Here is a 14,385-nt window from a genome sequence, read left to right on the forward strand (position 1 = left end):
GGGGGTGGGGAGAGAGCATGATGGCAAAAAGCCGGGACGGAATCGAAGCGCTGAAAACGGTCGATTCGGTGTGCGTGGCTGCCATCGGGCGTACCCTGCTCAACGTATGGCCCGGCAGCGCGACGCTGCACCCGAGCGATCTTGGCCTTGGCACCTCTGTCGATCAGCAGAATATGTTCATCAGCGCGGTGCAGACGCTCTGCGATCGCGGCTTGCTTGCCTATGAAGCGCTCGTGATCGGGATTCGTGGGCCCGAGTTGCGTGACGCTGCCCTCACGGCGCGTGGGCGCGCGCTCCTCCAGACATCGGACCGCGTCGCCGCCTGATCGGGCTGGCAGTCGAACGACCATTGATGACGCCGGGTTGCCTTTGGCCGGCCCGCGCCGCTCCCATTGCCTGCCCTTCTCCACATATGAAAAAGGGCGCGCGGATCGCTCCGCACGCCCTTTCGTAAGCGTCTGGCAAGCCGCCGTTATTCGGCAGCCTGCGCACCTGCGCGCGGATCGCGGCGCTCGGCGATACGCGCCGACTTACCGGTGCGACCACGCAGATAGTAGAGCTTCGCACGACGCACGACACCGCGACGCACGACCTCGATCGAATCGATGTTCGGCGAATAAAGCGGGAATACGCGCTCCACGCCTTCACCGAACGAGATCTTGCGGACGGTGAAGTTCGAACCCATGCCCTTGTTGGCGCGCGCGATGCACACGCCTTCGAAATTCTGCACGCGGGTACGATCGCCTTCGACGACCTTCACACCGATGCGGACGGTGTCGCCCGGGCGGAATTCCGGAATCTTCTTGGCTTCGTTGAACTTGGCAATCTGCTCGGCTTCGAGCGTCTGGATGAGGTTCATCTCAGTCAGTCCCATGTTTTCGCCGCGCGCCAGAGGGAGACTGAACCCGAGCGCCCTCATGACGCTCCCAAAGGTCCGGCCTCCTTAGCCGTGTATCGGTCTCCGCCATGGCGCGACGCCAGGCTTCGATCCTCGCATGATCCCCCGATCGCAGCACTTCGGGGATCGTGCGCCCTTCCCATTCGACAGGTCGGGTATATTGCGGATATTCGAGCAGCCCCGTTTCGAAGCTCTCGTCCATGCCGCTGGAAGTCGCGCCCATTACGCCGGGAACGAGCCGAATGCAAGCATCGAGCAGCGTCAGCGCCGCCATCTCGCCGCCGGAGAGAATGTAGTCGCCGATCGAAACCTGTTCGACGTCGCGGGCGTCGAAGATGCGCTCGTCAAAGCCCTCGAATCGACCGCACAGCACGATGGCGCCGGGGCCTGCCGCAAGCGCCCGCACGCGATCCTGGGTCAACGGGCGCCCACGCGGCGTCATTGCGAGCAGCGGCCGGCCTTCGCGCGCGACGCTGTCGATCGCAGAAGCCACGACATCCGCGCGCAGCACCATCCCCGCCCCGCCTCCGGCCGGCGTATCGTCGACCGAGCGATGCTTGTCGGTGGCGAAGTCGCGAATCTGGACCATCTCCAGCGACCAAAGCCCCTTGCGCAGGCCGCGTCCGGCAAGCGAGATGCCCAGCGGCCCGGGGAACATCTCCGGGTATAGCGTCACGACGGTAGCAGCGAAGGTCACAGCGTCCAGTTCTCGATTCTGAGGTCGGGGATGTCGGCGAAATCCCGTTCGTTGTTGGTAATCAGCGTCAGCCCGCCTGCCAGCGCCTGCGCCGCGATCAGCCGATCCAGCCGTGCGCGGCGGAACGGCAGCCCGGCATAGGCTTCGGCAGCGGCGGCGTCGAAAGGCAGTAGCAACACATCGCGCAAGAAGCCCTGGAGCGCCCGCTCCGCCTCGGGCGCGCGGATGCCGAGCCGGATTTCGGCATAGCTGATCGCCGAAACCGCAAGACTGCCCCGCCCCTGGGTTCGGACACGCGCATTTAACGGCGCCACCGAGCCCTGGAGCAGGTAGATGCAGATGTTGCTGTCGAGCAGAAAATGCGCATCAGCCATCGCGGCGCAGCTTGCGCAAGCCCCAGTCTAGTTCCCGATCCTCAATTTCCCGGTCTTCATCCGGTATCGGCTTCAACCAGGGAAGCGCGCCAATCCAGTCGGCGCCGATCTTCTCCTCGCCGTCCACCGGTTCCACCGAGAAGCCACGGCGTTCCTCGCGCAGCACCACCTCGGCGCCTTCCTTCAGGCCCAGCGCCTTGGGCAGGCGCAGCGCCAGCGAATTGCCCGACTTGAAAATCTTGGCGCGATATTCCTCGCCCACGCGTCGCCTCCGTATATACGTGCTGTATATACACGCCCCGCGAAACACAATCCGCTCAGAACCAGTCTTCGATCCGCAGCCCAGGCACCGCGCGGAAATCGCGGCCGTTATGGGTGACCAGCGTCGCATCGAGCGCCAGTGCATGAGCGGCGATCAGCCGATCCAGCCGCCCCCGCGCCGCGCGCGCCGTTGGAAAGGCGCGCGCGGCCGCCTCGTCGAAGGCGATCACCGGCACCTGGTCCAGCAGGACGTCCAGCGCAGCCAGCGCCCCCACCCTGCCGCGCGCAGCGCCATCGACCAGTTCGGCATGGCTGATGGCCGACATCGCGATCGCCCCCGGCGCTGCCGCGGCGAGCCGCCGGGCGACCGGCGCGCCGCCCCCACGCAGCAAGCGGATGCAGACACAGGTGTCGAGCAGGTATGTCGGAACGGCCATTGGTGCGGCGATAGCACCCGAATCGGGAACCTGTCCCCTCCCCACGCGCTGGCGCGCGATGGACGATTGCATCATCATCGGCGGCGGCCCGGCGGGGCTCACCGCCGCCATCTATCTCAGCCGCTACCATCTGAAGATCCGCCTGTTCGACTGCGGATCGAGCCGTGCCGCGCTGATCCCCTGCACGCATAACCATGCCGGCTATCCGGAGGGTGTTTCGGGCCTGGACCTGCTCGCTGCGATGCGCGCACAGGCGGAGAAATACGGCACGGTGCGCGAGGCAGCGAAAGTCACCGCGTTGCGCACGGTGGACGGCGGCTTCGCGGCACAGATCGGCGAACGCGAGGTGCGCGCGCGATCGGTGCTGCTGGCCACCGGCGTCGTCAATCATCGCCCGCCGATGCCCGATGGGCTGCACGACGCGGCCCTGGCGCAGGGGCGGATCCGCTACTGCCCGGTCTGCGACGGCTACGAAGTCACGGACAAGCGCGTGGCGGTCTACGGTACCGGCGAGCACGCCGCGCGCGAGGCGCTGTTCGTGCGCAGCTTCACCAGAGACGTGACGCTGATCGCCCCCGATGCTCATGATCTGCCGCCGGCCCAGCAGGCAGAACTCGACGCCGCCGGGATCGAGCGTATCGATGGCCCCGCACGCGATTGGGCGATCGAGGGGGAGGAACTGACCCTCTCCGCCGCCGGCGGGCGTTTCGCGTTCGACAGCCTCTACCCGGCGCTAGGCTCGCACATCCGTTCGGAACTGGCGGTACAGGCCGGCGCCCGTGCCGATCCGAGCGGCTGCCTAGAAGTCGACGATCACCAGCGCACCTCGCTCGCTGGCCTGTTCGCAGCGGGCGACGTCGCCAAGGGACTGGACCAGATCAGCCACGCCATGGGCGAAGCCGGCGTCGCCGCAACGACAATCCGCAACATGCTCAACGCCGAGGCGCCGCTTTGGCGCTAAAGGCTGCAGCGACGGATTGTGCGCGCCCCGGCCGGTTCCGGAGGTAGCTGCAGCCCTACCGAGCGCGCCAGCCGAACTTTTCCTCGGCCAGGAACCAGATCGGCAGTACGGAAACGCCGCCTGCGAGCCCCGCCGACAAGCTCAGCAGGACGAACACAACATTCCAGCCGGGCGCATGGATAGCGGCTCCGGATGGGAAAAAGGTGCGCCAGGCACCCGCCCCCGCCAGCATCGCCGGAAAAACGATAGTAGCGACCAGCCTGCCGGTATGCGCGAACCGCAAGCCAGCCGCTGCGATCCAGGCCAGGACCGCAGCCACAGATAGCACAAACCACCAGGCGACGATCACCATGGCGCGCCTATAGCAGGAAATTCGGCTTACTGCTCGACGAACGCGCTCGCCACGACGAGCTTGTCGGCATCCCAGTGCGGCACCGCCTCGGGCCGCATCGGCACCATGAAGCGCTTGCCGTCGGGGCGCTCGATTTCGATCACGTCGCCCGCGCCATAATCGTCGATCGCCACGACACGGCCGATCGCGCCACCTTCCTCGTCCATCACGGGCAGGTCGAGCAGGTCGACATGATAATATTCCCCCTCGCCCAGCGGCGGGAGGGCGGCGCGCGGCACCGTCAGTTCGGTGCCGCGCAGTGCCTCGGCGGCGTTGCGGTCGGCCACTTCGGCGAAGCGGGCGATCGTGCCGTTCGGCCCGCCGCGCACCGACTTGAGCGTCAGCGTGCCGCCGTTGAAGCTTTTATGCGCCGCCAGATCCTCGGCGAACACCTTCAGGCGCACCTCGCCGGCGATGCCGTGCGCGCCGATCACGGCGGCAAGCGTCACCGGGCGATCGCCGCGGTTCGAGGGAGCGGAAGATTCTGCCATGATCGGGAACAGCGACGCACAAGGCATCCCTCCCGTGCGTGACGGGAGGGAGGTTCAGCCTCAAGCCTCGGCAGCCTCTTCGGCCGGTGCGGCAGCGGCTTCCGCAGCGGCCTTGGCCTTCTCCGCACGCTCCTCGGCGCGCTCCTTGGCCTTCTCGCCCGGCTCGGCCTTCTTCGGGTTGTTGCGAGCCGGACGCTCCTTGATGCCGGCGACATCGAGGAAGCGCAGCACGCGATCGGTCGGCTGCGCGCCGACGCCCAGCCAGTACTTGGCGCGATCGCCGTCCAGCTTCACGCGCTCGGGCGAATCCTTGGCGAGCAGCGGGTTGTAGGTGCCGATCTTCTCGATGAACTTGCCGTCGCGGGGCGCGCGGGCGTCAGCAACGACGATCCGGTAGTACGGGCGCTTCTTGGAGCCGCCGCGCGACAGACGCATGGAGAGAGCCATTCTACTTCACTTCCTTCTTGAGATACGATTGAAACCGGTTGAACTAAATTACTTCTTCTTCAGCAAATTCTCGAAGCCCGGCGGCAACTTGGCGCCGCCCGGGAGACCAGGCAGGCCAGCGCCCACCTTGTCCATCATCTCGCCCATGTCGGCGCCGCCAAGGGCGTTGCCGATGCCGCCCATGCCGCCACCGGGACCGCCCTTGGCGAGCATGCCCATCATGCCCTTGATGCCGCCCATTTTCTTCAGGCGCTTCATCGCGGTCTGCATTTCCTGATGCATCTTGATGAGCTTGTTCACGTCCTGCACGGTCAGGCCGCTGCCCTTGGCGATGCGGATCTTGCGCTTGGCGTTGAGCAGTTCGGGCTTGGCGCGCTCCTTCGGCGTCATCGAACTGATGATCGCGTCCATGCGCAGCAGCACCTTATCGCCGCCGACCTGGTCGACCGCGGCCTGCGCCTTCTTCATGCCAGGGATCATCCCCGCCAGCGCGCCGATGCCGCCCATCTTGCGCATCTGCGCCAGCTGCGCGCGCAGGTCGTTCATGTCGAACTGGCCCTTGGCGAGCCGGTTCGCCATGCGCTCGGCATCTTCCTGATCGATCGCCGCGGCGGCCTTTTCGACCAGGCTGACGACGTCGCCCATGCCCAGGATGCGGCCGGCGACGCGCTTCGGATGGAAGGGCTCGATCGCGTCGAGCTTCTCGCCCATGCCGGCGAACTTGATCGGCTGGCCGGTGACGGCGCGCATCGACAGTGCGGCACCGCCGCGCGCATCGCCGTCCATGCGGGTCAGGATCACGCCGGTCAGCGGCACCTGCGCCGAGAAGTTGCTGGCGACGTTCACCGCGTCCTGACCGGTCAGCGAGTCGACGACGAGCAGGATTTCCTGGGGGCGCGAGATGTCGGCCACCGCCTTCATCTCATCCATCAGCGCCTGGTCGACGTGAAGACGGCCAGCGGTGTCGAGCATCAGCACGTCGAAGCCCTGGAGCTTCGCCGACTGGAGCGCACGGCGGGCAATATCGACCGGCTGCTGCCCCGCGACGATCGGCAGCGTCGCCACCTCGGTCTGCGTGCCGAGCACGGCCAACTGTTCCTGCGCGGCCGGACGGTTCACGTCCAGCGACGCCATCATCACCTTCTTGCCCTGCTTCTTCAGCAGCTTGGACAATTTGGCGGTGGTGGTGGTCTTGCCCGAACCCTGCAGACCGACGAGCATGATGACGGCGGGCGGGGTAACGTCGATCGCCAGTTCGGCGGTATCGGCGCCCAGCATGTCGACCAGGGCGTCGTGGACGATCTTGACGACCTGCTGACCCGGCGTAACCGAGCGCAGCACCTGCTGGCCCACGGCCTCTTCGGTTACCTTGTCGACGAATTCGCGGGCTACCGGCAGCGCGACGTCCGCTTCCAGGAGCGCCACGCGCACTTCGCGCATCGCGGTCCGGACATCGGCCTCGCTGAGCGCGCCACGCCCGCGCAGACGTTCGAAGACGCCGCCCAGCCGATCGCTCAAACTTTCGAACATGATGCCCAGATCACTCCAAATTCAGCCTCTGTCCCACCAAACGCAAAACACGCCGGCGGACGAAACCTCGTCGGCCGGCGTCACCCCTCGGGGTGGCAATGTCTTGCGTTCCCGGAGGAACGGTCTGATGCCCTTAGCGGCGACGCAGGTAAAACGCAACCTCTACGGGTTTAACCCGATCTACACGCTCGCCATGCGAAGCTGCCCGTTCGTCCGGTAAGGGGTATCCGAAAAATGAGGCGCGGGAGGAAGGACCGGCTGCACAGATGGCGGCAAGGGGCGACGTTCGCCTTCCCGGTGATCGGCATGGTCACCAGCCTGCTGTTCCTGACGCTTGGCGGCCTGATCGCTACCAGCGTCATGCGCTATCTCGCCGATGACGCCGCCGCTCCGGAGCCGGGGTTGATCGTCGCATTGTTGCTGAACATCGCGCTGCTGGTGATCGGATGGCGGCGGCGGCGGGATGCGTCGCTCGGCCTCGACGGGCGCTCGGCGAAGGGGCTGGCGCGTGCGGCGCCCCGCCTCCGCCGCCCGGCCGCCATCCTTGATCGGCAGAGCTTCCTCGATCAGGGTGCGACGATGCTGCTGCGTGCGCAGCGGCTGGAGAAATCGATGGCGGTGCTCGTGCTCGCCATCGAGCGGGATCGTGGCGCCGGCGACGCGCTGCTGCGGGCCGTGGCAGGGGAAATCGCCGCGACCATGCCGCCCCTCGCGCTCACCGCGCAGATCGCCGGCGATCGATTCGCCTGTGGCTTCCTGTTCGATCCCGATGCGCGCACGGCCGTCGATCGGGTCGCGGAACGGCTGATGCTCAGCCTGGCCCAGCCGTTCGAGATCGATGGGCACGAGGTGCAGATTCGCTGTACGCTCGGCGGCGCCCGCTCGAACCTCGAATGCGCGACAATGGAAGTGCTGCTGCAATCGGCGGAAGCGGCCATGGCCGTCGCCAGCAAGACGAACGGCAACCGGCTCGCCTGGTTCGACCGGGCGACCCAGGAGGCGCTCTGGCTCCGCCAGCAGCTGGAGAGCGCCTTGCCGATGGCGATCGCGCGCGAAGAGGTCGTTCCCTATTTCGAGCAGCAGGTGGATCTGTCGAGCGGACGGCTCGAGGGATTCGAAGTGCTCGCCCGCTGGCAACACCCGGTGCAGGGCATGATCGGCCCGGATGTCTTCATCGGGATCGCCGAAGAAAGAGGCCTGATCGCCGATCTGTCGCTCTCGATCATGGCCCAGGCTTTTCGCGCGGCACGCGACTGGGATCCCGGCCTGTCGCTGTCGGTGAACATCTCCCCCGTTCAGCTGCGCGACGCATGGCTGGCGCAGAAGATCATCAAGGTGCTGACCGAGACCGGCTTCCCGGCCAGCCGTCTGGAAGTGGAGATCACCGAAGGCGCGCTGTTCGATAATCTGCCGCTCACCCAATCCATTCTGGGTAGCCTGAAGAACCAGGGAATCCGGATCGCCCTCGACGATTTCGGCACGGGCTATTCCTCACTCGCGCATCTGCGTGCCCTGCCCTTCGATCGGATCAAGATCGATCGCAGCTTCGTCCAGCTGCTCAATCGCGATGCCGACTCGGCGGTGATCGTCAACGCCATCGTGCGCATGGGCGAAAGCCTGAACCTGCCGATCACTGCCGAAGGTGTCGAAGATCCGGCGATCGCGGCGCGGCTGCTGGCACTGGGCTGCGCCAAGGCGCAGGGCTGGCATTTCGGCCGTCCGCTTTCGATCGCTGGCGCGCGCCGGATGCTCGCGGAGCGGCGGCTGATCCAGCAGCCCGGTCCGCCGCTGCCGGGCGAGCCGCCTACCAGCCAGCGCCGGGCTGGCTGAGATACTCGAGTTCCTCGGGCGTCGAAATGCGGCAGAGCGCCGCATTTCGGCCGGGGAAGCGGCCGAAGCGCCGAAACACGTCGGCGTGATCGCGCGCATAGGCCAGCGGTTCCTCCAGCCCGAGTGCCTCGAAACAGCGCAGGCTCAGCGCCTGGAACTCGGCGTCCTCCGCATGTTCGAACGGCAGATACAGGAACTGGCGCTGCTCGTCCGTCATTCCGGTATCCCAGCCGCGTTCCAGCGCGTGACAGGCCAGCCGTCTGGCAAGCGCATCGCCGGCAAATGCTTCCGCCTTGCCGCGGTGGATATTCCGCGAAAACTGGTCGAGCAGGATGATTGCGGCGAGCAGCGTATCGGGCGCCTCGTCCCAGCCTTCGGCATCGGTGGCAAGCACGGCGTCGCGATCGGCACCGAACAGGTCGGCAATCTCCTGATCTACGCTCGCCGAGGCGGAAAACCATTGTTCGGGCATCAGCGCATCGAACCAGAAGGCAAGCACCTCGCGGGCCTTCTCGTGGACTTCTCGGGTCGGCGCTCTTAGATCGCTGGCCAATGTCCGTCTCCTCGCCTCTCATCCTTAACATGGGTTGCCGGTTGAACCTAGCCGAAGGTGAGTCGATCCGTGCGCTGCTGACGGGGCGTGACGCGATCGTGGTGAACAGCTGCGCCGTGACCAACGAAGCGGTGAAACAGACGCGCCAGGCGATCCGCCGGGCGCGGCGCGAACGGCCGGAGGCAGAGCTGGTCGTCACCGGCTGCGCGGCGCAGATCGACCCTGCCGCCTTTGCCGCGATGCCCGAGGTGGACCGGGTGATCGGCAATGCCGAGAAGCTGCTGCCGGAGGCCTGGGCCTCGGAGGCGAAGGTGCAGGTGCAGGATATCCTGGCCGTCCGCGAAACCGCGCCGCATCTGGCCGCCAGCTTCTCCACCCATGCCCGTGCCTTTGTGGAAGTGCAGAATGGCTGCGACCATCGCTGCACCTTCTGCGCCATCCCCTTTGGGCGCGGCAACAGCCGCTCGGTGCCCGCCGGGGCGGTGATCGATCGGATCGCGATGCTTGCCGAGGCGCATCGCGAGGTGGTGCTGACCGGCGTCGATCTCACCAGCTATGGCCATGATCTGCCGGGCAGTCCGGCGCTCGGCTCGCTGGTGGAGCGCATCCTGCGCCATGTGCCCGGGCTCCAGCGGCTGCGGCTCTCCTCGCTCGACGGGATCGAAGTCGACGACCGGCTGTTCGCGCTGCTCACCCAGGAGCCGCGCGTGATGCCGCACGTCCATCTGTCGCTCCAGGCCGGCGACGACATGATCCTCAAGCGGATGAAGCGCCGCCACAGCCGCGCGCAATCGGTGGATCTGGCGGATCGCCTGCGCGCTGCCCGCCCCGAAATTGCGATCGGTGCCGATCTGATCGCCGGCTTTCCGACCGAAGATGAGACGATGTTCGCCAACACGCTGGCCCTGATCGCCGATTGCGGCGTGGTGCATGCCCATATCTTCCCCTATAGCCCGCGCGCTGGCACGCCGGCCGCGCGCATGCCGCAGGTGGCGCCCGCCGCGATCCGCGATCGTGCCGCCCGGCTGCGCGCAGCGGCGGCCGAGCAGCGGGCACACTGGCTGCAGGGGCTGGTCGGCAGCCGCCAGCAGGTGCTGGTCGAGCGCCCGGGCGACCGCGGCCATGCAGAGAATTTCGCCGAGGTGCGGCTTGCCGCCCCTCGGCAGACTGGAGAAACGGTGAACGTGACGATTGCACGCGTCGAAGACGGAAAGCTGGCCGCATGAGCGGGCCCAGCTGGCATGAAAAGCTGCTCGGCGGCTTTCGCAAGACGTCGGATCGGCTGCTCGGCAACCTCGCCGGCCTGTCGCTCGCCCGGCTGGACGAGGCCACGCTGGACGAGATCGAGGAGGCACTGATCGCCTCGGACCTCGGCCCCGCCACCGCAGCCAAGGTGCGCGCGCGGCTCGCCGAAGGGCAGTTCGAACGCAACATGGAAGAACTCGGCATTCGGCTGATCGTCGCCGAGGAGGTGGCGAAGGTGCTGGAGCCGGTGGCCAAGCCGCTCGAGATCGAGGCGTTCCCGCGCCCGCAGGTGATTCTTGTGATCGGGGTAAACGGGTCGGGCAAGACGACGACGATCGCCAAGCTCGCCAACCAGCTGCTCGAGCAGGATTACAGCGTGATGCTGGCGGCCGGCGATACCTTCCGCGCCGCCGCGATCGGCCAGCTGCGCACTTGGGCCGAGCGGATCGGCGTGCCGATCGTCTCGGGCGCCGAGGGCGGCGATGCCGCCGGCATCGTCTTCGAAGCGGTGAAGCGGGCGACCGAGATCGGCACCGACGTGCTGATCGTCGACACCGCCGGCCGCCTGCAGAACAAGCGCGAACTAATGGACGAGCTGGCCAAGGTCCGCCGTGTGCTCGGCCGCCTCAATCCCGCCGCCCCGCACGACGTGGTGCTGGTGCTCGACGCGACCACCGGCCAGAACGCGCTCAACCAGATCGAGGTGTTCAAGGAAGTGGCGGGCGTCACCGGCCTGGTCATGACCAAGCTGGACGGCACCGCGCGCGGCGGCGTGCTGGTGGCCGCGGCCGAGAAATACGGCCTGCCCATCCACGCGATCGGCGTTGGCGAGAAGGTGGACGATCTCCGCCCGTTCGACGCACAGGAAGTCGCGCGCATCATCGCCGGCGTGGAGGCATTGGCCCATGGTTGAATCCGCCCCCCGCCCCCAGGCCTCCGCCGGCCTGCGGATGACGCTGGACTATGGTCCGCTGATCGTCTTCTTCCTCGTCAACAGCCTCGCACCGGGCATGCAGATCGAACGCATTCTCACGGCGACGATGGCGTTCATGGTCGCGATGGCGGTGGCAATCGCCGTTTCCTGGCTGAAGACCCGGCATGTCTCGCCGATGCTGTGGATCACCGGCGTGCTGGTGCTCGTGTTCGGCGGGCTGACGCTCTATTATCACGACCGGACCTTCATCCAGATCAAGCCGACGATCGTGTATGCCATGTTCGCGGTGATTCTGGGCTATGGCCTCGTCACCAACAAGCCGCTGCTCCAGACGATGCTGGAGGCCGCCTATCCCGGCCTCAGCGCCAAGGGCTGGCGCCTGTTGACGATCAACTGGACGATCTTCTTCGTAGCGATGGCGGTCCTCAACGAAGGCATGCGCCACACGCTCGACTGGGACAAATGGGTGACGTTCAAGACCTGGGTCGTGATCCCGCTCACGCTCGTCTTCGCGATCGCCAACATCCCTATGCTGCTCCGCCACGGCCTGCAGCTCGAAAAGCCCGAGGACGCCCCGCTCCCGCCGGAGGGCTGACACGAAAAAGGGGCGCCGGACAGCCCGTCCGACGCCCCTTCTTTCTGGCGCGAAGGCCTCAGCCCTGCTGGTCGGCGCGGCTCGCACCTTCGCCGTCGAGATTCTGGGCGACGAAGTCCCAGTTCACCAGCTTGGTCAGGATGGTGTCGACGAACGACGGACGCGCGTTGCGATAGTCGATATAATAGGCGTGTTCCCACACGTCGATCGTGAACAGCGGCTTCACGCCGTGCGCCACGGGCGAGTCGCCGTCATGGAACGAGGTGACCTTCAGCGTGTCGCCGTCGAGCACCAGCCAGCCCCAGCCGCTGGCGAAGTGGCCGACCGATTCCGCCTTCAGCTTCTCGAGCAGGGCCTCGTGGCTGCCGAAGTCGCGGGTGATCATCTCCGCGAGCTTGCCGGTCGGCGCCGCATAGTTCGGCGTCAGGCACTGCCAGAAGAAGCTGTGGTTCCAGATCTGCGAGCTGTTGTTGAACAGGCCCTTGTTGCCCTTGTCCTTGGCATAGGCGATCACGTCCGTCAGCTTCGCGCCGGCCAGCTCGGGAATGTCGGCAACCAGCTTGTTGCAATTGTCGACATACGCCTTGTGGTGCTTGCCGTGGTGGAAATCGAAGGTCTCGGCCGACATGTGCGGCGCGAGAGCATCCTTGGCATAGGGAAGTTCGGGGAGTTCGAAGGCCATGTCTTCCTCCTGTTTGGGGGTTGGGAAGGATTGTCGTGCGCCCGCCTAACGCATGGGAGGGGCCAGCGCCGCAACATTTTTTGTTTCGCCCCTGATCGAATACGGCGATCTGTGTGGCGGATTTGGCGCCGAGCTCAGGCGAACAGTCGCGTCATCGCGCGCTCCAGCAACAGCAGCTGCCACAGCAGGGCGCCGTGGTTCGCTCGTCCCGCGCGATGATCGTCGGCGAGTTGTGACATCATGCGCAGGTCGAACCAGCCCGTCTGCATAAGAAGGGACGAGCGCGCGATATCTCCCGCCGCCCCCGCCAATGCCGTGCGAAGCCACGCGTCGAGCGGCGCAACCCCCGCGCTGCTCGGCCGGCGTAGCACGGCGCGCGGCAGCCAGGGGTCTAGCGCCCTGCGCAGCAGCCAGCGCCCCTGGCCGCGGCTGCGCAGCGCTTCCGGCAGGGTGGCGACGAATTCCACCAGCGTGTGGTCGAGAAGCGGAGCCCGCGCCTCCAGGCCCGCGGCCATGCTCGTGCGATCGAGCTGGGCCAGCCGGCTGCCCGGCAGCCAAAGCTTGATGTCGGCATATCGCGCGCGATCGAGCGCGCTGCGCGCCGGCGCCGCCCGCAGCGCCCTAGCGTAGAGCGCTTCGGCACGCTCCCCCTCCAGCGCCTGGCGCGCCGCATCGCTGAACAGGCGCGTACGCAGGTCGGCTCGCGTCACCATCGTCATCCGGGCATAGGCGTCCGCGCCATCCATCGCCAATGCCTCCAGCATAGGCCGAAGCCGGAGCGGCTGGGGGGGCGCGTCGCCATCGGGATAGATCTGCGCGACGGCGCCGAACAGCCGCGCCCGCAAATCGGCCGGCAACAGGCCGCGCACGCGATCCTGCCGGGCAAAGTCGCGGGCGCGACACTGCCCCGCCAGCACGGCCGCCGCGCCTTCGCCCGACAGCGCAACCGTCATGCTCTCGCGGGCCAGCGCGGACAGCGCATAGGCAGCCGGCGCCGAAGCATCCGCGAGCGGCTCGTCAAAGGCGCTCGCCAGCACCTCGAGCATCTGCGCGGGGTCGAGTTCGGCCGAGTTGCTGCGATGACGGGTGGCGAACCGTCTCGCAATCGCTTGCGCCCGCGATTCCCCGTCCACGCCTTCCTCGATCGTGCAGCTCTGCACCGCCGCCTTGCTGGCATCGGCCATCAGCGCGACCAGGCCGGCGCTCTCGATGCTGCCGGTCAGCAGCGCACCGCTCGGCACCTCCGATGCCATGCGAAGCCGCACCGCGCCGCGCAGCCGCTCGAGCAGCTCGGCCTTCAGGTCGCGCGTGCGGCCGGGGGCGCGGCGGGAAAAGTCGATGTCCCACCAGCGCACCGGCGGCGGCACCGGGCGGCCGCGCTGCACCAGCAGGAAGTGCCCGGCCGCCAGCTTCTCGACCCCTGCGACCAGGCAGTGCGCGTCCGGCACATATCCGAGCCCGATATAGGCCTCCACCGCTCCGATATCGGCAGCGCGACGCAGCATCGGGTGGGCAAGCAGGCCCTTCAGTTCGGAAGCGAAGGCGATCGCGCCATCGGCGAGTTCGGCGATGTGGAGCGGCTTTTCCCCCAGGCGATCGCGCGCCAGGAACAGGCTTTGCCGATCGGCGTCGTACAGCGCGAACGCGAACGCACCGTTCAGCCGCGGCAGCATCTCCGGTCCCCAAACGCGCCAGCCGTGGAGCAGCACCTCGACATCGCTTTCGCTGGTGAAGCATGCGCCCCGCGCTTCCAGTTCGGCGCGCACCGCCCGGAAGTTGTAGATCGCGCCGTCCAGCACCACCGCCAGCCGTTGATCGGGCAGCGCCATGGGCTGCACACCACCGGCCACATCGATGGTCGCCAGCCGCCGGTGGCCCAGCCCGACGCCGGCGACACACCAAACGCCCGATCCGTCTCGGCCACGATGGGCGATCGCCTCGCGCATCGCCACGATCCGCGCCGGATCGATCGGTTTGGCCATGCCCGGATAGAACATCCCCACGATGCCGGACATCAGAGGATCGCGCCCGTCGCACGAAGATGCACGCACGCCCGGCG

18 protein-coding genes are annotated in these 14,385 nt (G+C 67.1%); 6 read left to right on the forward strand and 12 right to left on the reverse strand.

Annotated elements, in window-relative coordinates; genetic code table 11:
* Window positions 1–17: 17 nt before the first annotated feature.
* Window positions 18–326, forward strand: a complete 309-nt coding sequence (locus tag ACNFJ7_RS06510) for a hypothetical protein (protein WP_019368108.1) — start codon at window positions 18–20, stop codon at window positions 324–326.
* A 146-nt stretch (window positions 327–472) separates the two neighbouring features.
* On the opposite strand, the gene rplS is transcribed toward ACNFJ7_RS06510, so the two are convergent.
* From rplS to ACNFJ7_RS06535, 5 genes are read right to left on the reverse strand one after another with little or no spacing between them, the layout of a single operon-like run.
* Entirely contained in the window at window positions 473–859 is a 387-nt protein-coding gene (rplS, locus tag ACNFJ7_RS06515; protein WP_019368107.1) for a 50S ribosomal protein L19, read from the reverse strand.
* Between the two features lies 1 nt (window position 860).
* Complete coding sequence (trmD, locus tag ACNFJ7_RS06520) at window positions 861–1,595, reverse strand: tRNA (guanosine(37)-N1)-methyltransferase TrmD (protein WP_019368106.1); 735 nt, start codon at window positions 1,593–1,595, stop codon at window positions 861–863.
* Complete coding sequence (locus tag ACNFJ7_RS06525; protein ID WP_019368105.1) at window positions 1,592–1,969, reverse strand: type II toxin-antitoxin system VapC family toxin; 378 nt, start codon at window positions 1,967–1,969, stop codon at window positions 1,592–1,594. Before ACNFJ7_RS06525 ends, trmD begins: the two co-directional genes overlap by 4 nt.
* On the reverse strand, window positions 1,962–2,231 hold the full coding sequence (locus ACNFJ7_RS06530; RefSeq protein WP_019368104.1) for an AbrB/MazE/SpoVT family DNA-binding domain-containing protein: 270 nt from the start codon (window positions 2,229–2,231) through the stop codon (window positions 1,962–1,964). The genes ACNFJ7_RS06525 and ACNFJ7_RS06530 overlap by 8 nt, the downstream gene beginning before the upstream one ends.
* Window positions 2,232–2,286: 55 nt before the next feature.
* On the reverse strand, window positions 2,287–2,667 hold the full coding sequence (locus tag ACNFJ7_RS06535; protein WP_019368103.1) for a type II toxin-antitoxin system VapC family toxin: 381 nt from the start codon (window positions 2,665–2,667) through the stop codon (window positions 2,287–2,289).
* Between the two features lie 58 nt (window positions 2,668–2,725).
* On the opposite strand from ACNFJ7_RS06535, the gene ACNFJ7_RS06540 reads away from it, so the two are divergent.
* Complete coding sequence (locus ACNFJ7_RS06540) at window positions 2,726–3,628, forward strand: NAD(P)/FAD-dependent oxidoreductase (protein WP_019368102.1); 903 nt, start codon at window positions 2,726–2,728, stop codon at window positions 3,626–3,628.
* Window positions 3,629–3,683: 55 nt separating this feature from the next.
* Here the strand turns inward: ACNFJ7_RS06540 and ACNFJ7_RS06545 are convergent, their stop codons facing one another.
* Genes ACNFJ7_RS06545 through ffh form a run of 4 tightly spaced genes read right to left on the reverse strand, consistent with a single transcriptional unit; the run spans window position 3,684 to window position 6,487 of the window.
* Entirely contained in the window at window positions 3,684–3,980 is a 297-nt protein-coding gene (locus tag ACNFJ7_RS06545) for a hypothetical protein (protein WP_019368101.1), read from the reverse strand.
* Window positions 3,981–4,006: 26 nt separating this feature from the next.
* Entirely contained in the window at window positions 4,007–4,510 is a 504-nt protein-coding gene (gene rimM / locus ACNFJ7_RS06550) for a ribosome maturation factor RimM (RefSeq protein WP_026008874.1), read from the reverse strand.
* A 60-nt stretch (window positions 4,511–4,570) separates the two neighbouring features.
* Window positions 4,571–4,957 (reverse strand): 30S ribosomal protein S16, encoded by a 387-nt coding sequence (rpsP, locus tag ACNFJ7_RS06555; RefSeq protein ID WP_026008873.1) that lies wholly within the window; start codon window positions 4,955–4,957, stop codon window positions 4,571–4,573.
* A 48-nt stretch (window positions 4,958–5,005) separates the two neighbouring features.
* A complete protein-coding gene (ffh, locus tag ACNFJ7_RS06560) occupies window positions 5,006–6,487 on the reverse strand; it encodes a signal recognition particle protein (protein WP_019368098.1) in 1,482 nt (493 codons plus the stop codon).
* Window positions 6,488–6,721: 234 nt separating this feature from the next.
* Here ffh and ACNFJ7_RS06565 point away from each other — a divergent pair, with 234 nt between their 5' ends.
* Window positions 6,722–8,317 carry a putative bifunctional diguanylate cyclase/phosphodiesterase gene (locus ACNFJ7_RS06565; RefSeq protein WP_152997745.1) on the forward strand — a complete coding sequence of 532 codons (1,596 nt, stop codon included), beginning with the start codon at window positions 6,722–6,724 and terminating at the stop codon, window positions 8,315–8,317.
* Here ACNFJ7_RS06565 and ACNFJ7_RS06570 read toward each other — a convergent pair.
* Window positions 8,292–8,870, reverse strand: coding sequence for a DUF924 family protein (locus ACNFJ7_RS06570; protein WP_019368095.1), 579 nt, complete (start codon window positions 8,868–8,870; stop codon window positions 8,292–8,294). The genes ACNFJ7_RS06565 and ACNFJ7_RS06570 overlap by 26 nt on opposite strands.
* Here ACNFJ7_RS06570 and mtaB point away from each other — a divergent pair.
* Genes mtaB through ispZ form a run of 3 tightly spaced genes read left to right on the forward strand, consistent with a single transcriptional unit; the run spans window position 8,870 to window position 11,644 of the window.
* A complete protein-coding gene (gene mtaB / locus ACNFJ7_RS06575) occupies window positions 8,870–10,096 on the forward strand; it encodes a tRNA (N(6)-L-threonylcarbamoyladenosine(37)-C(2))-methylthiotransferase MtaB (protein ID WP_026008872.1) in 1,227 nt (408 codons plus the stop codon). The genes ACNFJ7_RS06570 and mtaB overlap by 1 nt on opposite strands.
* Window positions 10,093–11,028 (forward strand): signal recognition particle-docking protein FtsY, encoded by a 936-nt coding sequence (gene ftsY, locus ACNFJ7_RS06580; RefSeq protein ID WP_019368093.1) that lies wholly within the window; start codon window positions 10,093–10,095, stop codon window positions 11,026–11,028. Before mtaB ends, ftsY begins: the two co-directional genes overlap by 4 nt.
* 37 nt (window positions 11,029–11,065) lie before the next feature.
* A complete protein-coding gene (gene ispZ / locus ACNFJ7_RS06585) occupies window positions 11,066–11,644 on the forward strand; it encodes a septation protein IspZ (RefSeq protein WP_019368092.1) in 579 nt (192 codons plus the stop codon).
* A gap of 58 nt (window positions 11,645–11,702) precedes the next feature.
* On the opposite strand, the gene ACNFJ7_RS06590 is transcribed toward ispZ, so the two are convergent.
* Both ACNFJ7_RS06590 and asnB read right to left on the reverse strand, forming a co-directional pair.
* Complete coding sequence (locus tag ACNFJ7_RS06590; RefSeq protein ID WP_019368091.1) at window positions 11,703–12,326, reverse strand: superoxide dismutase; 624 nt, start codon at window positions 12,324–12,326, stop codon at window positions 11,703–11,705.
* 134 nt (window positions 12,327–12,460) lie between these two features.
* Window positions 12,461–14,341: an asparagine synthase (glutamine-hydrolyzing) gene (gene asnB, locus ACNFJ7_RS06595; protein ID WP_019368090.1), complete on the reverse strand. Its 1,881-nt coding sequence runs from the start codon at window positions 14,339–14,341 to the stop codon at window positions 12,461–12,463.
* Window positions 14,342–14,385: the final 44 nt, after the last annotated feature.

The sequence above is a fragment of the Sphingomonas sp. HT-1 genome, from assembly GCF_048568905.1.
Classification (GTDB): Bacteria; Pseudomonadota; Alphaproteobacteria; order Sphingomonadales; family Sphingomonadaceae; genus Sphingomonas.